Raw genomic sequence first — 26,968 nt, 5'->3', positions numbered from 1 at the left:
TCATTTACAATGAGTTTTAATTTTCCCTCTAACCTAAAATTCAATGGTAACATTATCTATGTGTTGCTATTATTATTCATTCTTAATCCTAGTTCAGTTTTTGCTGATGGAACCAAGCAGTTGATGCCTTCTGCGACAGGAGTGGAGCCAGCAAATGGTACAGCTCTCTACATAACAAGAGGTCAATTTGGTCCGTATGTTAATGCTCCTAATTCTAGTAGGTTACGTTTTACTATCGCAAATGCTGCTACTGAAAACCTTTATTTTGGGGTGTTTTCAAGGCAGAGGCTAAATGCTTCTAATCATCCAGAGCTGGGAGCTTTTACTTATTATCGTATTTACGATCAAAGTGGTACGTTAGTTGAAGGGGTAAATCCCGCTGGTGTGCAGGTAGGAACATTGTCAGGTAGATTTGATGATGGTGCAGGAGCAAATCCAACAGTGGGAGATGCAGGATTTGTATCAAATTACACAGAGGCTTTTAACGGCCCAAACGGTGTAGGTGGAGTTACAAATGGTTACAATCCTTATGTATTTAACCCTACAACGGCTGGAAATTATTATATTGAATTTTATATTAGTACCGATGGTGGTGCCACTCCATTTACTTTTGGAAATGGAGATCCGGCTATTTTCTTTTTTCCATATTTTGATTTTACTGTGGGGTCTACAGCCTCTGCAATTCCAGGAAGAATATGGTCTGATAAATGGTCGTTAATTGGTTATCAAAATCAGGATGCTGATGGTGATATAGGTACTCCAAATGTACCTAATCCTACACTAGATGCCTCTGTTGAGGGTGAGTTTTACGCGTATACTGATGATCAGGTAATCGTTAAAGTGGATTTTTTACCAGGATTTAGGCCATTAGCCTATGAGTTGTCTATGAATAGATTTGGTGTTGTTGATGATGATGATAATCCAGCGAATGATTTTCTTTTAACACGAAGATCTGTAAATAGACCTTCCAATACTTCTCCTAATTTAGACAATGGGTATCCGGTTTTTTTAACCGTCCCAGATCAATCTGTATTTGTACCTGCTCCACAAGCAGATCCGATATTAACTGGTGAGATTTTTGGTTGTCCTGGTAATTATTACATCCCTTATACTTTAGATGCGCCTGCAGATGTTGCTCTTTTAGTAGATTTTGACGGTAATGGGGTTTTTGATGCAAATACTCGGGATGTAGTTCTTGAAGCATTTGAACAGCCAGTAGGTGATAACTTGCTTTTTTGGGACGGGTTAGATGGATTTGGTGATATAGCCGAAGCAGGTGTAAGTATAAGCTTAAAGTTAGTGTCATTTAGAGGTAGGACCAATGTTCCTATGTATGATGCGGAATTCAATTTAAATGGTTTAACCATGGAGTCTGTGACTCCTACTCTAGCAAGTCAAAAACTCTTCTGGGACGATTCACAATTAACAGCCTTTGGAACTTGTGTTGACGCCTCAACTCAAAATACTGCAAATACAACTACAGGATCATTTGTAAATACTAATTTATTAAATGGTAATGTGGGGCCAGGACACGCATGGAATGGTTCAAATCCGGGTAATACGGTACCTGCAACTGCTGGCGCTGGTGAAGGTACTAATACTCCGACGCTATTGTGTGATGATTATGGAAATATCAGGGTTATAAACACTTGGTTTTATGGTTCTGAGGTAGAATCCTCTGTGGTGCAATTAGTTGTTCCGTCATGTGATCAAGATGGTGATGGGGTTCATGATCTTGTTGATATTGATGATGACAATGATGGGATTCCAGATATAGTGGAACTAGAAAATGTTAATGCTAACGATCCTCTTGGAGATGACGATGGTGATGGATTGTTAAATTATTTTGATCCATCTAATGGTCCAGGAACGGATGGTCCTTCCAGTTCAAACTTTGTTGATAACAATAATGATGGTGTAAGTGATTTATATGATACTGACGGTGATGGAATTATAGACCAGTTTGATTTAGATGCTGATGGAGATGGCGTCCCTGATAATGTTGAAGCTCAAGGTACTTTAGGGTATATAGCTCAAGGTGGTTTAACAGATACTGACGGTGATGGTTTGGTGGATACATATGATCCTGATTGTAACGGTTCGTCCACTACTAGTGCTAGTGGTAATGCTGTTTCAGGATTTACCTATGGAGGTAACCAGGATATTACTCCAGCATTAGGGACACCCGAAGCTAATGGTGTTGCTGCTACTAATCTTAATGGAGTTCGTCTTAGAAATACTGGTTCTGCAGGAGAAACTCAAGGTCCATTAACTTTAGAATTTGATAGAGGACTACCAGTAGGGACTACAATTACTTTTTCAATTGCAAATGATATTGGTGCAGGTGATAGTATGAATATCACTCTTGGTTCACAGGTGATCTCAAATTACAATACGGGTGGAGCTGCTGATTCCTATGTTCAATTTAATGTTATTACGACAAGTTCAACATCATCTGTATTTTTCGAATTGAACTCAGGTGGATTTAGAATAGGCGGAGTTAGCTATAGTTTCACTTCTGCTACCTGTTCAAATGGTTTTGCTGTGTTACCGGTGGATACAGATTTTGATGGGGTTCCTGATTATAAGGATTTGGATTCTGATAATGATTCAATTAATGATACAACTGAAAATAACTTTGCTCTATCTGGAAACGATACAGATTTTGATGGATTAGATGATAGTATTGATGCTACTTCTGGTTATCAAGATCCTAACGGCAATATAAATAATCCATCATCATTACCTGATAATGATGGCGATGTTAATGGTGGTGGTGATGTAAATTACCGTGATACAACTGCTAGCGTTGATTCCGATAACGATGGGATTTTTGACGAAGTAGATTTAGATGATGATAATGACGGAATTTTAGATTCCGACGAATGTTATGTTGAACCAACGGCTACAGGCCCTTATACTAGCACAAATACTACCTTCTCCTTTTCTGGTTCTGGTGGGAATAATAATGCAAATTTGCAATCTGTTACATTAGATGGTACTACTTATAATGATTTTATTGTTCCAGATTTATATACAGAGAATTTCAATTCTACAAGTGATAATGTTGTGTATGAAGTTCTTAATGGTACAAGTGGCCAAGGTACAGGTCCTACTGGAGATAATATTTCGAATCCTAACTGGGAACAAATTATTTTACCAGCCTTTCAATCAAGAAATTTTAATTATTTCCAAGGACTTTCTGGAGCTGTTTTAGACACTGATTTTTATACACTTAGTTACAATGTTCCAATTTCTGTTTCAGGAGAATCTTTCTTATTAGTTTCTGAAAGAGATGGGAATAACACTTTTGATATTGAAGCATTTGATGCACAAGGAAATAGCTTTGGTCTACTAAATGTAGTACTTACTGATTATATAAATACAGGTATTAATACTTCGATTGGTCAGCCAATTAATATTGCAGTTTACCCATTATCACAGCTTGCGCCCGCAGGTTCTGTAATAAAGTCTATTAACATTTCTCCAGGAGCAGATGGTGATGGAGGCGATGGAAAAGTGTTTATTCTTAATGGAGGTTCAACTTGTCCAGATACAGATGGTGACGGGATAATAGATAGTTTAGATGTTGACGCAGATAATGATGGTATTTATGACGCGGTAGAAGCTGGTCATAATGAAGTCAATACTGACGGTCGATTGACTGGTCCTGTTGGTGATGATGGTGTTCCCAATAGTGTTCAAGATCCTGGCGATGTTGATAATGGGATTGTCAACTATGAATTAGTTAACTCTGATGGTATAGATAATTTTGATTTTCAAGATACTGACTCTGATAATGATGGATGTTCCGATGCTAACGAGGCTTACAACAATAGTTCTGCTGATGGTGGAGATGGTGGTGCCTATGGTTCAGGTATCCCACCAACGAATTCTTCAAATGGTGCCGTTCTTGCAGCAAGTTATGCACAACCAGCTGATTCTAATTCGAATACTGTACCAGATTATACCGAGATAGGACCTGATACAGATGGTGATGGGATCATAGATGCATGTGATGATGTTGATGACCGTCCAGATACTGATGGCGATGGAGTGCCGAATGTTGTAGATATTGATGATGATAATGATGGTATTTTGGACGTGGTTGAATGTAAGGATGAGTCTACATTGGACTGGAGCGTAAATACTTGGGCTGCCGGCACACTTAGTAACTCTTATTCAGTTGATTCTAGAGATGTTAATATAACTGTAGTTGACCCTAACGATGCATTACTTAATTCTCCTAATCTGCCTATTTCCGGAGCTTTTTATCAAGGTGGACAACCATCTGTACCGCAAACTCTTATTTCAGGTTTCGACCTACAAACATTAGGAGCAACAGGTACGGTAACTTATACGATCGATTTTAATAGTGAGTCCTTTAACAATGTAGCGTTTACTTTATTGGATGTAGACGGAGAGTTAGGTTCAATAAGACGAAAAGAAAGATACACTATAACTGGTTTTAATGGAGCTTCTCAGGTTTTGCCAAATATAGTTCCAGCAGGAACTCAAGAGGTTATAGGTAATTCTGTTCTAGGCGTTGATCCAGTTGCCCCAACTGGTGCTGCATCAGGAGCAGGAAATGTAAATATATCATTTTCTGCACCAGTAGATACTATCACAATTGTTTTTGATGTTACTGATGATTCTGTGATCAACCCAGGTTCCGAACCAGGATTTAGTATTGGAAATATTCGATTCTCTTCATGTGATTTTGATAATGACGGTATACAAGATTTATTGGATCAGGATAGTGATAATGATGGTATCCCGGATAATGTAGAAGCTCAAGATACTGCTGGCTACATACAACCATCTGGTATAGATAGTGATGGGAATGGTTTAGATGATGCTTATGAAACTACTCCAGGAAGTGGAGAAGGGCTTACGCCAGAAAATACAGATGGAGATCCAAATCCTGATTATGTTGATTTAGATAGTGACAATGATAATGTCCCAGATGCTACCGAAGGTTCTGATTTTAATAACGATGGTAATCCTGATACTACTCCTAGTGGAAATGATATTGATAATGATGGACTCGACGATGCGTTTGACGGTGACACAACGGGATATGGAGATCCTAACGGTACTCCTGTAACAAATGATCCTGGTAATGAATTAAATAATACAGATGGTACTGATCAACCAGATTATAGAGATACCGATGACGATAACGATTCACTTTTGACATCTGGAACTGGAGAGGATACCAATAATGATAATGACCCTACAAATGATGACGAAGATTTAGATGGAGTTCCAAATTATCTTGATCAAGATGATACAGATGGTGATGGGGTTCCTGACACCGTAGATATCGATGACGACAATGATGGTATACTAGATATTAATGAAGATGCTAATTTGGACGGTGATAATAACCCATTTACTAATCCTTCAGATCAAGATGGTGACGGTATACCTAACCATTTGGATTTAGATTCTGATGGTGATGGTATTCCTGATAATAATGAGGCTCAAACTACTTTAGGTTATATTGATCCGTTAGTAAACGATGCAGATGGAGATGGAATTCCAGATGTTACAGCAAATGGTTTACCTACTGCTTATAATCAAAATAACGATGAGCTTGGATTATTGCCAGTAAATACAGATACGGTGGACCTACCTGATTATTTGGATCTAAATTCTGACAATCAAGGTGGTAATGATACTGTTGAAGCTGGATTAACTTTATCAGGTAATGATTCCGATAATGACGGTTTGGACGATGCAGTTGATCAAACACCTACCTATGCTGATCCTAATGGTAATATAGATGATACTGCTAACTTACCAGATACCGATGGCGATTTAAATTCTGGAGGTAATGTAGACTTCAGGGATCGCAGTTTACCAAATGACGAAGATGGTGATGGAGTTGTAGATAGAGATGACTTAGATGATGATAATGACGGAATTACCGATATCACAGAAGGTTTTGAGTTTTACACAGATAATTCTACAACTTGTACTGGTCAAACTTACAATTTTAATGGAGGTACGTTAATCTCAGGTACGGCAGGTCAAGTAGGAGCTAGATACAGATTTTCTGGAGTTCGCGCAGGAATTGATGCTATTGTTGAAATTACACAAAGATCTACTGGAGCAACATTAAATTCCATTGACAATGCTTCTGGTGATGCAAATGCATGGCAGCCAGTAATTAATTATTCTGCAGCATCCTCTGGTGATTTAACAGTTACCTTCAATGTTCAATTGGTAGATGCTGGAACTACTAATCTTACTGTTGTTAATAGAATTAGTGGATTTATTCAGGATGTTGACAGCGACGGGTCAGGTAGAATTAGAGAATTCTATAGATTAAGGAATTTAGTGGGTTATTCATTAAATAATCCTACGAATATTATTGCAACAAATCTTACTGGTGGAGTAACTCAATTTAGAGCAAACGGGACTGGTTCTGCTCCGATTGAGCCTATAGATACCGATGCGAGATATAAAGTATTCTTCCAGCGTCAAGATGTTAATCAATTCGAATATGTAATTGGTGTAACAAAAAATATTAACGCTGCACAAAGTAGATTTTATAGTGTTCAATTCGATGAATGTGTTATAGATGACTTCGGTGGTGAACCAACTGTTGTAATTATCAATGCCCCAGATTTAGATGGAGATGGTATTCCTAATCATTTAGATCCAGATTCCGATGGTGATGGATGTTCTGATACTGTAGAAGCTGGTTTTATTGATGCTTTCGCGAAAGCGCAGGAAGATGGAATCCTTGGTAATTTAGCTCCTGAAACAGTGAACACTAGTAATGGTCTTGTTACTAGCGGTGAATCAGGAGAAGGTTATACCGAACCAGCAGATTTAAATTCTAACGGAACACCAGATTTTCTCGAAGCTGGTTTCGCAGAAGCTTGTTCAACTCAGTTAGAAATTACTAAAACAAGTACATTTGATCCTGCAACAGGAGTTATTAGTTATACCTATATAGTTCAAAATATAGGTTCTAGTTTTGCTTTTGATGTAACGGTTTCAGAGTCTGCCGGACTATTTACAGGTGCAAACACACCTTTGCCTACTCCAGCTTATCAATCGGGAGGAACCAATGAAGATGGTGAAGGAGATGCTATTGATTTAAGACCAGGAGCCTCTGCTACCTTTACAGCGGTTTATACGATTAATCAACAAGATATTAATTCAGGTCAAGTAGATAATCAAGCTATTGCCAATGCAGTTGATGATAATGGAGATCCAATTTCAGATGTTTCTGATGACGGTAACGATGGCGATGGTAATACAGAGGATGATATTACCGAAACTATATTAGGTTCAGGTAACCTTGAAGGAGTTGTGTATAATGATATTAATGGTAATGGAACTTTTGATACTGGAGATGTTCTTCTTTCTAATGTTGATGTAGTTATTACTCCTACAAATGGTGATCCAATAACGGTTCAAACCAATGCAAGTGGTCAATTTACTGCAACGGTGTTATCTGGCGATGCTACCGTAGATATCGACGATGCTGATTTACCAGCCGGAGCGAATCAAACAGAAGGAACCGATCCAACGACAGTAACGGTAGTAGCCGGAACTACAGTAACAGAGGAGAATAACGGATTCAACGTACCAGGAACCATAGAAGGAACAGTTTATAATGATATAAACGGAAACGGTACTCAAGATGCAGGTGAGCCAGGTTTACCAGGAGTAGATGTAGTGATTACCGATGAAGACGGTAACGTACAAACCGTAACTACGGATGCTAATGGAGACTATAGTGCTACCGTAGTAGCTGCAGGCGATGCTACCGTAGACATCGACGATGCTGATTTACCAGCCGGAGCGAATCAAACAGAAGGAACCGATCCAACGACGGTAACGGTAGTAGCTGGAACTACAGTAACAGAGGAGAACAACGGATTCAACGTACCAGGAACAGTAGAAGGAACAGTTTATAATGATATAAACGGAAACGGTACTCAAGATGCAGGTGAGCCAGGTTTACCAGGAGTAGATGTAGTGATTACCGATGAAGACGGTAACGTACAAACCGTAACTACGGATGCTAATGGAGACTATAGTGCTACCGTAGTAGCTGCAGGCGATGCTACCGTAGACATCGACGATGCTGATTTACCAGCCGGAGCGAATCAAACAGAAGGAACCGATCCAACGACGGTAACGGTAGTAGCTGGAACTACAGTAACAGAGGAGAACAACGGATTCAACGTACCAGGAACAGTAGAAGGAACAGTTTATAATGATATAAACGGAAACGGTACTCAAGATGCAGGTGAGCCAGGTTTACCAGGAGTAGATGTAGTGATTACCGATGAAGACGGTAACGTACAAACCGTAACTACGGATGCTAATGGAGACTATAGTGCTACCGTAGTAGCTGCAGGCGATGCTACCGTAGACATCGACGATGCTGATTTACCAGCCGGAGCGAATCAAACAGAAGGAACCGATCCAACGACGGTAACGGTAGTAGCTGGAACTACAGTAACAGAGGAGAACAACGGATTCAACGTACCAGGAACAGTAGAAGGAACAGTTTATAATGATATAAACGGAAACGGTACTCAAGACGCAGGTGAGCCAGGTTTACCAGGAGTAGATGTAGTGATTACCGATGAAGACGGTAACGTACAAACCGTAACTACGGATGCTAATGGAGACTATAGTGCTACCGTAGTAGCTGCAGGCGATGCTATCGTAGACATCGACGATGCTGATTTACCAGCCGGAGCGAATCAAACAGAAGGAACCGATCCAACGACAGTAACGGTAGTAGCCGGAACAACGGTAGTTGAAGAAGATAACGGATTCAACGTACCAGGAACAGTAGAAGGAACAGTTTATAATGATGTAAACGGAAACGGGACACAAGATGCAGGCGAGCCAGGTTTACCAGGAGTAGACGTAGTGATTACCGATGAAGACGGTAACGTACAAACCGTAACTACGGATGCCAATGGAGACTATAGTGCTACCGTAGTAGCTGCAGGCGATGCTACCGTAGACATCGACGATGCTGATTTACCAGCCGGAGCGAATCAAACAGAAGGAACCGATCCAACGACGGTAACGGTAGTAGCTGGAACTACAGTAACAGAGGAGAACAACGGATACAACGTACCAGGAACCATAGAAGGAACAGTTTATAATGATATAAACGGAAACGGGACACAAGACGCAGGTGAGCCAGGTTTACCAGGAGTAGACGTAGTGATTACCGATGAAGACGGTAACGTACAAACCGTAACTACGGATGCCAATGGAGACTATAGTGCTACCGTAGTAGCTGCAGGCGATGCTACTGTAGACATCGACGATGCTGATTTACCAGCCGGAGCGAATCAAACAGAAGGAACCGATCCAACGACGGTAACGGTAGTAGCTGGAACTACAGTAACAGAGGAGAACAACGGATTCAACGTACCAGGAACAATAGAAGGAACAGTTTATAATGATATAAACGGAAACGGGACACAAGATGCAGGTGAGCCAGGTTTACCAGGAGTAGATGTAGTGATTACCGATGAAGACGGCAATGTACAAACCGTAACTACGGATGCCAATGGAGACTATAGTGCTACCGTAGTAGCTGCAGGAGATGCTACCGTAGACATCGACGATGCTGATTTACCAGCCGGAGCGAATCAAACAGAAGGAACCGATCCAACGACGGTAACGGTAGTAGCCGGAACTACAGTAACAGAGGAGAACAACGGATTCAACGTACCAGGAACAGTAGAAGGAACAGTTTATAATGATATAAACGGAAACGGGACACAAGACGCAGGTGAGCCAGGTTTACCAGGAGTAGATGTAGTGATTACCGATGAAGACGGCAATGTACAAACCGTAACTACGGATGCCAATGGAGACTATAGTGCTATCGTAGTAGCTGCAGGCGATGCTACCGTAGACATCGACGATGCTGATTTACCAGCCGGAGCGAATCAAACAGAAGGAACCGATCCAACGACAGTAACGGTAGTAGCCGGAACTACAGTAACAGAGGAGAACAACGGATACAACGTACCAGGAACAGTAGAAGGAACAGTTTATAATGATATAAACGGAAACGGGACACAAGATGCAGGCGAGCCAGGTTTACCAGGAGTAGACGTAGTGATTACCGATGAAGACGGTAACGTACAAACCGTAACTACGGATGCCAATGGAGACTATAGTGCTACCGTAGTAGCTGCAGGCGATGCTACCGTAGATATCGACGATGCTGATTTACCAGCCGGAGCGAATCAAACAGAAGGAACCGATCCAACGACAGTAACGGTAGTAGCCGGAACTACAGTAACAGAGGAGAACAACGGATTCAACGTACCAGGAACAGTAGAAGGAACAGTTTATAATGATATAAACGGAAACGGTACTCAAGATGCAGGCGAGCCAGGTTTACCAGGAGTAGACGTAGTGATTACCGATGAAGACGGTAACGTACAAACCGTAACTACGGATGCTAATGGAGACTATAGTGCTACCGTAGTAGCTGCAGGCGATGCTACCGTAGACATCGACGATGCTGATTTACCAGCCGGAGCGAATCAAACAGAAGGAACCGATCCAACGACAGTAACGGTAGTAGCCGGAACTACAGTAACAGAGGAGAACAACGGATTCAACGTACCAGGAACCATAGAAGGAACAGTTTATAATGATATAAACGGAAACGGGACACAAGACGCAGGTGAGCCAGGTTTACCAGGAGTAGATGTAGTGATTACCGATGAAGACGGTAACGTACAAACCGTAACTACGGATGCCAATGGAGATTATAGTGCTACCGTAGTAGCTGCAGGCGATGCTACCGTAGACATCGACGATGCTGATTTACCAGCCGGAGCGAATCAAACAGAAGGAACCGATCCAACGACAGTAACGGTAGTAGCCGGTACTACAGTAACAGAGGAGAACAACGGATACAACGTACCAGGAACCATAGAAGGAACAGTTTATAATGATATAAACGGAAACGGTACTCAAGATGCAGGCGAGCCAGGTTTACCAGGAGTAGATGTAGTGATTACCGATGAAGACGGTAATGTACAAACCATAACTACGGATGCCAATGGAGACTATAGTGCTACCGTAGTAGCTGCAGGCGATGCTACCGTAGACATCGACGATGCTGATTTACCAGCCGGAGCGAATCAAACAGAAGGAACCGATCCAACGACGGTAACGGTAGTAGCTGGAACTACAGTAACAGAGGAGAACAACGGATACAACGTACCAGGAACCATAGAAGGAACAGTTTATAATGATATAAACGGAAACGGTACACAAGACGCAGGTGAGCCAGGTTTACCAGGAGTAGACGTAGTGATTACCGATGAAGACGGTAACGTACAAACCGTAACTACGGATGCCAATGGAGACTATAGTGCTACCGTAGTAGCTGCAGGCGATGCTACTGTAGACATCGACGATGCTGATTTACCAGCCGGAGCGAATCAAACAGAAGGAACCGATCCAACGACGGTAACGGTAGTAGCCGGAACTACAGTAACAGAGGAGAACAACGGATTCAACGTACCAGGAACAGTAGAAGGAACAGTTTATAATGATATAAACGGAAACGGGACACAAGACGCAGGTGAGCCAGGTTTACCAGGAGTAGATGTAGTGATTACCGATGAAGACGGCAATGTACAAACCGTAACTACGGATGCCAATGGAGACTATAGTGCTATCGTAGTAGCTGCAGGCGATGCTACCGTAGACATCGACGATGCTGATTTACCAGCCGGAGCGAATCAAACAGAAGGAACCGATCCAACGACAGTAACGGTAGTAGCCGGAACTACAGTAACAGAGGAGAACAACGGATACAACGTACCAGGAACAGTAGAAGGAACAGTTTATAATGATATAAACGGAAACGGGACACAAGATGCAGGCGAGCCAGGTTTACCAGGAGTAGACGTAGTGATTACCGATGAAGACGGTAACGTACAAACCGTAACTACGGATGCCAATGGAGACTATAGTGCTACCGTAGTAGCTGCAGGCGATGCTACCGTAGATATCGACGATGCTGATTTACCAGCCGGAGCGAATCAAACAGAAGGAACCGATCCAACGACAGTAACGGTAGTAGCCGGAACTACAGTAACAGAGGAGAACAACGGATTCAACGTACCAGGAACAGTAGAAGGAACAGTTTATAATGATATAAACGGAAACGGTACTCAAGATGCAGGCGAGCCAGGTTTACCAGGAGTAGACGTAGTGATTACCGATGAAGACGGTAACGTACAAACCGTAACTACGGATGCTAATGGAGACTATAGTGCTACCGTAGTAGCTGCAGGCGATGCTACCGTAGACATCGACGATGCTGATTTACCAGCCGGAGCGAATCAAACAGAAGGAACCGATCCAACGACAGTAACGGTAGTAGCCGGAACTACAGTAACAGAGGAGAACAACGGATTCAACGTACCAGGAACCATAGAAGGAACAGTTTATAATGATATAAACGGAAACGGGACACAAGACGCAGGTGAGCCAGGTTTACCAGGAGTAGATGTAGTGATTACCGATGAAGACGGTAACGTACAAACCGTAACTACGGATGCCAATGGAGATTATAGTGCTACCGTAGTAGCTGCAGGCGATGCTACCGTAGACATCGACGATGCTGATTTACCAGCCGGAGCGAATCAAACAGAAGGAACCGATCCAACGACAGTAACGGTAGTAGCCGGTACTACAGTAACAGAGGAGAACAACGGATACAACGTACCAGGAACCATAGAAGGAACAGTTTATAATGATATAAACGGAAACGGTACTCAAGATGCAGGCGAGCCAGGTTTACCAGGAGTAGATGTAGTGATTACCGATGAAGACGGTAATGTACAAACCATAACTACGGATGCCAATGGAGACTATAGTGCTACCGTAGTAGCTGCAGGCGATGCTACCGTAGACATCGACGATGCTGATTTACCAGCCGGAGCGAATCAAACAGAAGGAACCGATCCAACGACGGTAACGGTAGTAGCTGGAACTACAGTAACAGAGGAGAACAACGGATACAACGTACCAGGAACCATAGAAGGAACAGTTTATAATGATATAAACGGAAACGGGACACAAGACGCAGGTGAGCCAGGTTTACCAGGAGTAGACGTAGTGATTACCGATGAAGACGGTAACGTACAAACCGTAACTACGGATGCCAATGGAGACTATAGTGCTACCGTAGTAGCTGCAGGCGATGCTACTGTAGACATCGACGATGCTGATTTACCAGCCGGAGCGAATCAAACAGAAGGAACCGATCCAACGACAGTAACGGTAGTAGCCGGAACTACAGTAACAGAGGAGAACAACGGATACAACGTACCAGGAACAGTAGAAGGAACAGTTTATAATGATATAAACGGAAACGGGACACAAGATGCAGGCGAGCCAGGTTTACCAGGAGTAGACGTAGTGATTACCGATGAAGACGGTAACGTACAAACCGTAACTACGGATGCCAATGGAGACTATAGTGCTACCGTAGTAGCTGCAGGCGATGCTACCGTAGATATCGACGATGCTGATTTACCAGCCGGAGCGAATCAAACAGAAGGAACCGATCCAACGACAGTAACGGTAGTAGCCGGAACTACAGTAACAGAGGAGAACAACGGATTCAACGTACCAGGAACAGTAGAAGGAACAGTTTATAATGATATAAACGGAAACGGGACACAAGATGCAGGCGAGCCAGGTTTACCAGGAGTAGACGTAGTGATTACCGATGAAGACGGTAACGTACAAACCGTAACTACGGATGCTAATGGAGACTATAGTGCTACCGTAGTAGCTGCAGGCGATGCTACCGTAGATATCGACGATGCAGATTTACCAGTAGGTTTTGTACAAACAGAAGGAACCGATCCAACGACTGTAACGGTAGTAGCCGGAACTACAGTAACAGAGGAGAACAACGGATACTTTATAGTTGATTCAAATCTTGCCCTTGAAAAAACTAGCGGAGGCGTAGTTGATACTAATGGTAATGGTATTACCGATGCAGGAGACACTATCACATATAGCTTTACCGTAATTAACAATGGTAATGTTCAAGTCGAGAACTTGGTTATTAACGATAATACAATTGGATTAATTAATGCTATTGTAACACCGTCTACGTTACTACCTGGACAAACAGGAACTATAGTAGATCAGGTTTACACCTTAACGGCTTCGGATATTGCTGCAGGTGTAGTAATCAACACCGCAATTGTTGATGGTGATTCGATAGATCCTAACGGTGATCCAGCAGGTCCTGTTAGCGATGATAGTGATGACCCTAATAATCCAGCAAACGTTAACCCAGATGCTGACACTGATCCTGATGATCCTACCATAACTAATTTAACGGCAGGTGGTATCTTAAATGGTGTTGTGTTTGATGATGAAAATGGTAATGGTCTTCAGGATGTAGGAGAAGTTGGAATAGGAGGAGTTACAATCGATATAACTAACTCCGATGGTACAACACAGCAAGTTATTACTAATCCTGATGGTAGTTGGTCGGTTGTAGTTCCAGCAGGAGTTACCACTTCAAATATTGATGAAACGACCCTACCAAATGGGACAGAGGTTCAAACAGCTGGTACTGATCCTACAACAACTAATGTTGCAGCAGGTACAAGTGTAGGCGAGCCTGCAGATGGTTTCCAAACACCTGAACCTAACTTAAGCTTAGATAAGGTTGCTAGCGCGGTCGCAGATGTTAATGGAAATGGATTTATTGATGCAGGTGATACAATTACATATTCCTTTACTGTTACTAATAATGGAAATGTACAAGTCCAGAATATTGTAATTGATGATGCAATTATTGGTGTATCAGGATTAGTGATTACTCCTTCTGTGTTAAATGCAGGTGACGTTAGTAATGTTGTAACTACAAACTACACGTTAACAACAAGTGATATAATAAACGGTAGCATAATAAACACGGCAACTGCTACTGGTGAGGCTTTGGATTCAAATGGTACGAGTCTAGGAAATGCTTCAGATGACTCTGATGATCCTAACGATCTTACTGGTCAAGACATAGATAGTGACGGTGATGAAGAGGACCCTACATTCGTAGATTTGAGCTCTCCTAATCTCGCTTTCGCGAAAGCGGACTCATATACCGATAGTAATGGTAACGGTATAGCAGATGTCGGTGATATTGTTACTTATTCATTTACAGTTCAGAATACTGGAAACACTGTTGTGACAAATGCAAGTATTAATGATACAACAATTGGAGTGGCTAATTTACCAGTAGTACCAGCTACCTTGAATCCAGGTGATATAGGGACTGCATCTTTTGATTATTCACTTACAGCAAGTGATATTGCCAATGGACAAATAATTAATTCGGCAACGGTTACTGCTCAAACTACGGATTCTCAAGGAAATGCATTGCCTAATGTTTCTGATGTTTCAGATGATCCTGATGATCTTACAAATGTAGATACTGATTCTGACGGAGATTTTGAAGACCCAACTATTTTCAATATTCCTCAAGAAGGAATCTTAAACGGATTAGTCTTTGAGGACTTAAACGGAGATGGAGTACAGAATGCAGGCGAGCCAGGTTTAGGCGGTGTAGATGTAGTAGTTACAGATTCAAACGGAGTTGTACAAGTAGTTACAACTCAGCCAGACGGAAGTTGGTCAGTGGTAGTTCCATCAGGAGATACGACAACCGATATAGACGAGTCTACATTACCAGCAGGCACTGATATTCAGACAGCTGGAACAGATCCAACGACTACAACAGTAGGATCAGGATCAAATGTAACCGAGCCAGCTGATGGATTCTTTACAGCAGAAGCAAACTTATCTTTAGAGAAAGTAAGCGGAGGAGTAGTAGATGCTAATGGGAATGGTATTACAGATGCAGGAGACACGATTACCTACAGCTTTACAGTGACCAATAATGGTAATGTATTAGTAGAGAATGCAGTAATCAGTGATGCTTTACTAGGTTTAGTAAATGAGCCAGTAGTTCCAAGTACGTTAGCTCCAGGCGCAGTAGGAAGTATAGCAGATCAGGTTTACACGTTAACGGCAGTAGATATAGCAAACGGAAGTGTAACCAATACAGCGGTATCAGAAGCAGACGCTATAGATCCAAATGGAGATCCATTAGGACCTGTGAGCGATGACAGTGATGATCCAAACAATGTGAATGATGTAGATCCAGACGCAGATGGCGACCCAGATGATCCAACGGTGACACCTTTAGATCAGAATGGAATCTTAAACGGATTAGTCTTTGAGGACTTAAACGGAAATGGAGTACAGGATGCAGGCGAGCCAGGTTTAGGTGGTGTAGATGTAGTAGTTACAGATTCAAACGGAGTTGTACAAGTAGTTACAACTCAGCCAGACGGAAGTTGGTCAGTGGTAGTTCCATCAGGAGATACGACAACCGATATAGACGAGTCTACATTACCAGCAGGCACTGATATTCAGACAGCTGGAACAGATCCAACGACTACAACAGTAGGATCAGGATCAAATGTAACCGAGCCAGCTGATGGATTCTTTACAGCAGAAGCAAACTTATCTTTAGAGAAAGTAAGCGGAGGAGTAGTAGATGCTAATGGGAATGGTATTACAGATGCAGGAGACACGATTACCTACAGCTTTACAGTGACCAATAATGGTAATGTATTAGTAGAGAATGCAGTAATCAGTGATGCTTTACTAGGTTTAGTAAATGAGCCAGTAGTTCCAAGTACGTTAGCTCCAGGCGCAGTAGGAAGTATAGCAGATCAGGTTTACACGTTAACGGCAGCAGATATAGCAAACGGAAGTGTAACCAATACAGCGGTATCAGAAGCAGACGCTATAGATCCAAATGGAGATCCATTAGGACCTGTGAGCGATGATAGTGATGATCCAAACAATGTGAATGATGTAGATCCAGACGCAGATGGCGACCCAGATGATCCAACGGTGACACCTTTAGATCAGAATGGAATCTTAAACGGATTAGTCTTTGAGGACTTAAACGGAGATGGAGTACAGAATGCAGGCGAGCCAGGCTTAGGTGGTGTAGATGTAGTAGTTACAGATTCAAACGGAGTTGTACAAGTAGTTACAACTCAGCCAGACGGAAGTTGGTCAGTGGTAGTTCCATCAGGAGATACGACAACCGATATAGACGAGTCTACATTACCAGCAGGCACTGATATTCAGACAGCCGGAACAGATCCAACGACTACAACAGTAGGATCAGGATCAAATGTAACCGAGCCAGCTGATGGATTCTTTACAGCAGAAGCAAACTTATCTTTAGAGAAAGTAAGCGGAGGAGTAGTAGATGCTAATGGGAATGGTATTACAGATGCAGGAGACACGATTACCTACAGCTTTACAGTGACCAATAATGGTAACGTATTAGTAGAGAATGCAGTAATTAGTGATGCTTTACTAGGTTTAGTAAATGAGCCAGTAGTTCCAAGTACATTAGCTCCAGGCGCAGTAGGAAGTATAGCAGATCAGGTTTACACGTTAACGGCAGCAGATATAGCAAACGGAAGTGTAACCAATACAGCGGTATCAGAAGCAGACGCTATAGATCCAAATGGAGATCCATTAGGACCTGTGAGCGATGATAGTGATGATCCAAACAATGTGAATGATGTAGATCCAGACGCAGATGGCGACCCAGATGATCCAACGGTGACACCTTTAGATCAGAATGGAATCTTAAACGGATTAGTCTTTGAGGACTTAAACGGAGATGGAGTACAGAATGCAGGTGAGCCAGGCTTAGGTGGTGTAGATGTAGTAGTTACAGATTCAAACGGAGTTGTACAAGTAGTTACAACTCAGCCAGACGGAAGTTGGTCAGTGGTAGTTCCATCAGGAGATACGACAACCGATATAGACGAGTCTACATTACCAGCAGGCACTGATATTCAGACAGCCGGAACAGATCCAACGACTACGACAGTAGGATCAGGATCAAATGTAACCGAGCCAGCTGATGGATTCTTTACAGCAGAAGCAAACTTATCTTTAGAGAAAGTAAGCGGAGGAGTAGTAGATGCTAATGGGAATGGTATTACAGATGCAGGAGACACGATTACCTACAGCTTTACAGTGACCAATAATGGTAACGTATTAGTAGAGAATGCAGTAATCAGTGATGCTTTACTAGGTTTAGTAAATGAGCCAGTAGTTCCAAGTACATTAGCTCCAGGCGCAGTAGGAAGTATAGCAGATCAGGTTTACACGTTAACGGCAGCAGATATAGCAAACGGAAGTGTAACCAATACAGCGGTATCAGAAGCAGACGCTATAGATCCAAATGGAGATCCATTAGGACCTGTGAGCGATGATAGTGATGATCCAAACAATGTGAATGATGTAGATCCAGACGCAGATGGAGATCCAGATGATCCAACGGTGACACCTTTAGATCAGAATGGAATCTTAAACGGATTAGTCTTTGAGGACTTAAACGGAGATGGAGTACAGAATGCAGGCGAGCCAGGTTTAGGCGGTGTAGATGTAGTAGTTACAGATTCAAACGGAGTTGTACAAGTAGTTACAACTCAGCCAGACGGAAGTTGGTCAGTGGTAGTTCCATCAGGAGATACGACAACCGATATAGACGAGTCTACATTACCAGCAGGCACTGATATTCAGACAGCTGGAACAGATCCAACGACTACAACAGTAGGATCAGGATCAAATGTAACCGAGCCAGCTGATGGATTCTTTACAGCAGAAGCAAACTTATCTTTAGAGAAAGTAAGCGGAGGAGTAGTAGATGCTAATGGGAATGGTATTACAGATGCAGGAGACACGATTACCTACAGCTTTACAGTGACCAATAATGGTAATGTATTAGTAGAGAATGCAGTAATCAGTGATGCTTTACTAGGTTTAGTAAATGAGCCAGTAGTTCCAAGTACGTTAGCTCCAGGCGCAGTAGGAAGTATAGCAGATCAGGTTTACACGTTAACGGCAGTAGATATAGCAAACGGAAGTGTAACCAATACAGCGGTATCAGAAGCAGACGCTATAGATCCAAATGGAGATCCATTAGGACCTGTGAGCGATGACAGTGATGATCCAAACAATGTGAATGATGTAGATCCAGACGCAGATGGCGACCCAGATGATCCAACGGTGACACCTTTAGATCAGAATGGAATCTTAAACGGATTAGTCTTTGAGGACTTAAACGGAAATGGAGTACAGGATGCAGGCGAGCCAGGTTTAGGTGGTGTAGATGTAGTAGTTACAGATTCAAACGGAGTTGTACAAGTAGTTACAACTCAGCCAGACGGAAGTTGGTCAGTGGTAGTTCCATCAGGAGATACGACAACCGATATAGACGAGTCTACATTACCAGCAGGCACTGATATTCAGACAGCTGGAACAGATCCAACGACTACAACAGTAGGATCAGGATCAAATGTAACCGAGCCAGCTGATGGATTCTTTACAGCAGAAGCAAACTTATCTTTAGAGAAAGTAAGCGGAGGAGTAGTAGATGCTAATGGGAATGGTATTACAGATGCAGGAGACACGATTACCTACAGCTTTACAGTGACCAATAATGGTAATGTATTAGTAGAGAATGCAGTAATCAGTGATGCTTTACTAGGTTTAGTAAATGAGCCAGTAGTTCCAAGTACGTTAGCTCCAGGCGCAGTAGGAAGTATAGCAGATCAGGTTTACACGTTAACGGCAGTAGATATAGCAAACGGAAGTGTAACCAATACAGCGGTATCAGAAGCAGACGCTATAGATCCAAATGGAGATCCATTAGGACCTGTGAGCGATGACAGTGATGATCCAAACAATGTGAATGATGTAGATCCAGACGCAGATGGCGACCCAGATGATCCAACGGTGACACCTTTAGATCAGAATGGAATCTTAAACGGATTAGTCTTTGAGGACTTAAACGGAAATGGAGTACAGGATGCAGGCGAGCCAGGTTTAGGTGGTGTAGATGTAGTAGTTACAGATTCAAACGGAGTTGTACAAGTAGTTACAACTCAGCCAGACGGAAGTTGGTCAGTGGTAGTTCCATCAGGAGATACGACAACCGATATAGACGAGTCTACATTACCAGCAGGCACTGATATTCAGACAGCCGGAACAGATCCAACGACTACAACAGTAGGATCAGGATCAAATGTAACCGAGCCAGCTGATGGATTCTTTACAGCAGAAGCAAACTTATCTTTAGAGAAAGTAAGCGGAGGAGTAGTAGATGCTAATGGGAATGGTATTACAGATGCAGGAGACACGATTACCTACAGCTTTACAGTGACCAATAATGGTAACGTATTAGTAGAGAATGCAGTAATTAGTGATGCTTTACTAGGTTTAGTAAATGAGCCAGTAGTTCCAAGTACATTAGCTCCAGGCGCAGTAGGAAGTATAGCAGATCAGGTTTACACGTTAACGGCAGCAGATATAGCAAACGGAAGTGTAACCAATACAGCGGTATCAGAAGCAGACGCTATAGATCCAAATGGAGATCCATTAGGACCTGTGAGCGATGATAGTGATGATCCAAACAATGTGAATGATGTAGATCCAGACGCAGATGGCGACCCAGATGATCCAACGGTGACACCTTTAGATCAGAATGGAATCTTAAACGGATTAGTCTTTGAGGACTTAAACGGAGATGGAGTACAGGATGCAGGCGAGCCAGGCTTAGGTGGTGTAGATATAGTAGTTACAGATTCAAACGGAGTTGTACAAGTAGTTACAACTCAGCCAGACGGAAGTTGGTCAGTGGTAGTTCCATCAGGAGATACGACAACCGATATAGACGAGTCTACATTACCAGCAGGCACTGATATTCAGACAGCCGGAACAGATCCAACGACTACGACAGTAGGATCAGGATCAAATGTAACCGAGCCAGCTGATGGATTCTTTACAGCAGAAGCAAACTTATCGTTAGAGAAAGTAAGCGGAGGAGTAGTAGATGCTAATGGGAATGGTATTACAGATGCAGGAGACACGATTACCTACAGCTTTACAGTGACCAATAATGGTAACGTATTAGTAGAGAATGCAGTAATTAGTGATGCTTTACTAGGTTTAGTAAATGAGCCAGTAGTTCCAAGTACATTAGCTCCAGGCGCAGTAGGAAGTATAGCAGATCAGGTTTACACGTTAACGGCAGCAGATATAGCAAACGGAAGTGTAACCAATACAGCGGTATCAGAAGCAGACGCTATAGATCCAAATGGAGATCCATTAGGACCTGTGAGCGATGATAGTGATGATCCAAACAATGTGAATGATGTAGATCCAGACGCAGATGGCGACCCAGATGATCCAACGGTGACACCTTTAGATCAGAATGGAATCTTAAACGGATTAGTCTTTGAGGACTTAAACGGAGATGGAGTACAGAATGCAGGCGAGCCAGGCTTAGGTGGTGTAGATGTAGTAGTTACAGATTCAAACGGAGTTGTACAAGTAGTTACAACTCAGCCAGACGGAAGTTGGTCAGTGGTAGTTCCATCAGGAGATACGACAACCGATATAGACGAGTCTACATTACCAGCAGGCACTGATATTCAGACAGCCGGAACAGATCCAACGACTACAACAGTAGGATCAGGATCAAATGTAACCGAGCCAGCTGATGGATTCTTTACAGCAGAAGCAAACTTATCTTTAGAGAAAGTAAGCGGAGGAGTAGTAGATGCTAATGGGAATGGTATTACAGATGCAGGAGACACGATTACCTACAGCTTTACAGTGACCAATAATGGTAACGTATTAGTAGAGAATGCAGTAATTAGTGATGCTTTACTAGGTTTAGTAAATGAGCCAGTAGTTCCAAGTACATTAGCTCCAGGCGCAGTAGGAAGTATAGCAGATCAGGTTTACACGTTAACGGCAGCAGATATAGCAAACGGAAGTGTAACCAATACAGCGGTATCAGAAGCAGACGCTATAGATCCAAATGGAGATCCATTAGGACCTGTGAGCGATGATAGTGATGATCCAAACAATGTGAATGATGTAGATCCAGACGCAGATGGCGACCCAGATGATCCAACGGTGACACCTTTAGATCAGAATGGAATCTTAAACGGATTAGTCTTTGAGGACTTAAACGGAGATGGAGTACAGAATGCAGGCGAGCCAGGCTTAGGTGGTGTAGATATAGTAGTTACAGATTCAAACGGAGTTGTACAAGTAGTTACAACTCAGCCAGACGGAAGTTGGTCAGTGGTAGTTCCATCAGGAGATACGACAACCGATATAGACGAGTCTACATTACCAGCAGGCACTGATATTCAGACAGCCGGAACAGATCCAACGACTACAACAGTAGGATCAGGATCAAATGTAACCGAGCCAGCTGATGGATTCTTTACAGCAGAAGCAAACTTATCTTTAGAGAAAGTAAGCGGAGGAGTAGTAGATGCTAATGGGAATGGTATTACAGATGCAGGAGACACGATTACCTACAGCTTTACAGTGACCAATAATGGTAACGTATTAGTAGAGAATGCAGTAATTAGTGATGCTTTACTAGGTTTAGTAAATGAGCCAGTAGTTCCAAGTACATTAGCTCCAGGCGCAGTAGGAAGTATAGCAGATCAGGTTTACACGTTAACGGCAGCAGATATAGCAAACGGAAGTGTAACCAATACAGCGGTATCAGAAGCAGACGCTATAGATCCAAATGGAGATCCATTAGGACCTGTGAGCGATGATAGTGATGATCCAAACAATGTGAATGATGTAGATCCAGACGCAGATGGCGACCCAGATGATCCAACGGTGACACCTTTAGATCAGAATGGAATCTTAAACGGATTAGTCTTTGAGGACTTAAACGGAGATGGAGTACAGAATGCAGGTGAGCCAGGCTTAGGTGGTGTAGATGTAGTAGTTACAGATTCAAACGGAGTTGTACAAGTAGTTACAACTCAGCCAGACGGAAGTTGGTCAGTGGTAGTTCCATCAGGAGATACGACAACCGATATAGACGAGTCTACATTACCAGCAGGCACTGATATTCAGACAGCCGGAACAGATCCAACGACTACGACAGTAGGATCAGGATCAAATGTAACCGAGCCAGCTGATGGATTCTTTACAGCAGAAGCAAACTTATCTTTAGAGAAAGTAAGCGGAGGAGTAGTAGATGCTAATGGGAATGGTATTACAGATGCAGGAGACACGATTACCTACAGCTTTACAGTGACCAATAATGGTAACGTATTAGTAGAGAATGCAGTAATCAGTGATGCTTTACTAGGTTTAGTAAATGAGCCAGTAGTTCCAAGTACATTAGCTCCAGGCGCAGTAGGAAGTATAGCAGATCAGGTTTACACGTTAACGGCAGCAGATATAGCAAACGGAAGTGTAACCAATACAGCGGTATCAGAAGCAGACGCTATAGATCCAAATGGAGATCCATTAGGACCTGTGAGCGATGATAGTGATGATCCAAACAATGTGAATGATGTAGATCCAGACGCAGATGGAGATCCAGATGATCCAACGGTGACACCTTTAGATCAGAATGGAATCTTAAACGGATTAGTCTTTGAGGACTTAAACGGAGATGGAGTACAGAATGCAGGCGAGCCAGGTTTAGGCGGTGTAGATGTAGTAGTTACAGATTCAAACGGAGTTGTACAAGTAGTTACAACTCAGCCAGACGGAAGTTGGTCAGTGGTAGTTCCATCAGGAGATACGACGATAGATGTTACTGATCCAACTGGTACAGTATTAACAACAGTGGGAAGTGATCCCGAAACAGTTACTGTTGTGGCTGGTACAACTAATAGTAGTACAGATGATGGATATCAAGGTCAAGGAACTGTAACAGGATTTGTGTTTGAAGACATAAATAATGATGGGTTATATGATCCAACTGTTGATAATTTATTCCCTGCCGGTACACTAGTTAATTTGACTGATATTAATGGCGTTGTAACTACAGTAACAGTAGATGCTACTGGTAACTGGACGGCTACAGTCCCTTCTGGTGATTATAATGTGGATGTAGTTGATCCATCAGGTTATATTTTATCTACCATCGGATCAGATCCAGAGAGTATAACGGTAGTGACTAATACAACTGTGACAACTACAGATGATGGATTTATACTTGAAACAGGTTCCATACAAGGGCACGTGTATAACGATTTAAATAACAATGGTGTACAGGATCCTGGTGAACCAGATCTTGCAGGTGTAAATGTCATCGTAACTGATAGTTTAGGAAATACCCAAATTGTCGTGACTGATAGTAATGGTGATTATACAGTTACAGTAACCGGAGGACAGGATGTTACTATTGATATAGATGAAGCTACATTACCTGCCGGAGCTATTTTAAGTGAAGGTACAGATCCAACTACAGTAACTGTGATTTCTGGTACTACTGTATTTGAGGAAAATAATGGTTATTATATCCCAGGAGTAGTTACAGGTCACTTGTATGAAGATTTAAATGGTAATGGAGTACAGGATGCTGGTGAACCAGATTTAGTTGGTGTAGATGTGGTAATTACTGATAGTAACGGTAACATACAAATTGTTACTACGGATGTTAATGGAGATTATTCTGCGTTGATTATAACACCTGGTAATGTGGTTGTAGATATTGATGACAATTCCCTACCATTAGGTTTTGTACAAACAGAAGGTACCGACCCTACAACCGTTGTTGTAACATCAGGTAGTACTGTTTTCGAAGAGAACAACGGTTTCAATATACCATCTGTAATTACAGGTCATCTATATGATGACGTTAATGGCAACGGCGTGCAAGATCCAGGAGAACCAGATTTAGCAGGAGTAACTGTGATAATAACAGATTCTTTAGGTATGGTGCAGACTGTAGTTACTGATGTTAACGGTGATTATACAGTAAATATCTCTGCTCCTGGAGCGACAATTATAGATATTGATGAAACTACTTTACCAGTAGGAGCTGCTCAAACAGAAGGAACAGATCCTACAACGGTAATAGCTGTTTCAGGAGTAACGGTATTTGAAGAAAACAATGGTTTCAATGTTCCAGGAACGGTGTCTGGTACTATCTATGATGATGTCAATGGTAATGGAGTTCAAGATCCAGGTGAGCCTGGATTATCAGGTGTCACAGTAGTCATTACAGATTCACTAGGTAATATAGTTACAGTAGTAACAGATGCAAATGGAAATTACACAGCAGTAGTTTCGGCACCTGGTAATGCTACAGTAGATATAGATGAAGCAACACTACCGGTAGGTGCTATTCAAACACAAGGAACCGATCCAACTGTTGTAACCGTAGTCTCTGGCATTGATACGTTTGAAGAAAATAATGGTTATAATACACCAGCAACCGTAACAGGTCACTTATATGAAGACCTAAATGGTAATGGAGTTCAAGATCCAGGAGAGCCAGATCTTGCAGGAGTAACTGTAATTATAACTGATTCTGATGGAAATATTCAAACTGTAATTACAGATAATAATGGAGATTATACTGCAACAATTGTGGTACCTGGAGATGTTGTGATTGATATTGATGAAACTACGTTACCTGCAGGTGCAACCCTTACAGAAGGAACAGATCCTACAACTGTAACAGTAACAGCAGGTGCGACAGTGTTTGAAGAAAATAATGGTTTCAATATTCCAGGGACTATTTCAGGACACGTTTATCTGGATTCAAATGGAAATGGAATTCAAGATCCTGGAGAACCTGATCTTGCAGGAGTAAGTGTAATTATAACCGATTCTGAAGGGAATACTCAAACTGTAATTACAGATGCAAATGGTGATTATGTGGCTACCGTGATAGCAGCAGGAGATGCGATTGTAGATATAGATGAAACAACATTGCCAAATAGTGCATCACAAACAGAAGGGACAGATCCTACAACTGTAACAGTAATTTCAGGTGTAGATGTCTTTGAAGAGAACAATGGTTACAACTATCCAGATAATGATGGAGATGGAATACCAGATGTTGATGATATTGATGATGACAATGATGGTATTATTGATATTCTTGAAGGTAATGGTGATAGTGATGGAGACGGAATTCCAGACTGGTTTGATTTAGACAGTGATGGAGATGGTATTCCTGATAATGTTGAAGGTCAATCAACAGCTGGGTATGTCGAGCCTTCTGGAGTTGATTCTGATGGAAATGGATTAGATGATGCGTATGAAAATACACCAGGATCTGGAGAGGGAATTATGCCAATAGATTTTGATGGTGATGGACTTCCTGATTATCTAGATGAAGATTCTGACGATGATGGAGTTCCTGATAGTACAGAAGGATTTGATTACGATAATGATGGTCAGCCAGATGCTACGCCTTCAGGAAATGATGCAGATAATGATGGTCTTGATGATGCGTTTGATAGCACACCTAATAGTGGTTATGACGATGCAAATGGAGCATTTGTGGACAGTGATCCTCGCAATGATCTTAATAATACAGATGGGGATGAGGAGCCAGATTATAGAGATTTAGATGATGATAACGATGATATTATAACAGGTCCAGATTTAATAAATGGAGACTTTGATAATGATGGAATCCCAGATTATCTAGATTCAGACCCAAGAAAAATTAAGATATTTAATGGAGTTACACCAGATGGTGATGGACGTAACGATTTCTTCATCATTCAAGGAATCGAGAATTTTGAAAACACAGTTAGTATTTTCAACCGTTGGGGTGTAGAGGTTTATAATACTGAGAACTATAACAATGGTAACCGTGCATTTAGAGGTATATCAGAAGGTAGAGTGACAGTAGCACAAGGCGAGAAATTACCAGAAGGAACATACTTCTACGTAATTGAGTACATCAATGATCAGAATGAGACAGTTCAATTAGCTGGCTATCTTTATATTAATAGATAAATCATTCAAGCCTTGATTTAGGTCAAGGCTTGATTTTTTTTATAACTTACAA

1 protein-coding gene is annotated in these 26,968 nt (G+C 42.0%); it reads left to right on the top strand.

Annotated elements, in window-relative coordinates:
• Positions 1-9 precede the first annotated feature (9 nt).
• Positions 10-26,916 (top strand): SdrD B-like domain-containing protein, encoded by a 26,907-nt coding sequence (locus tag BST91_RS13110; RefSeq protein WP_157546937.1) that lies wholly within the window; start codon positions 10-12, stop codon positions 26,914-26,916.
• Positions 26,917-26,968 lie beyond the last annotated feature (52 nt).

Origin of the sequence: Nonlabens tegetincola (assembly GCF_002117085.1) — a bacterium.
Taxonomy (GTDB): domain Bacteria; phylum Bacteroidota; class Bacteroidia; order Flavobacteriales; family Flavobacteriaceae; genus Nonlabens; species Nonlabens tegetincola.
Note: the sequence above shows the minus strand (reverse complement) of the source record. Positions and strands in the feature narration are given on the sequence as shown.

Coding starts and splice junctions, on each gene's coding strand:
- BST91_RS13110 (WP_157546937.1), top strand. CDS start 10: ATGAGTTTTAATTTTCCCTCTAACCTAAAATTCAATGGTAACATTATC.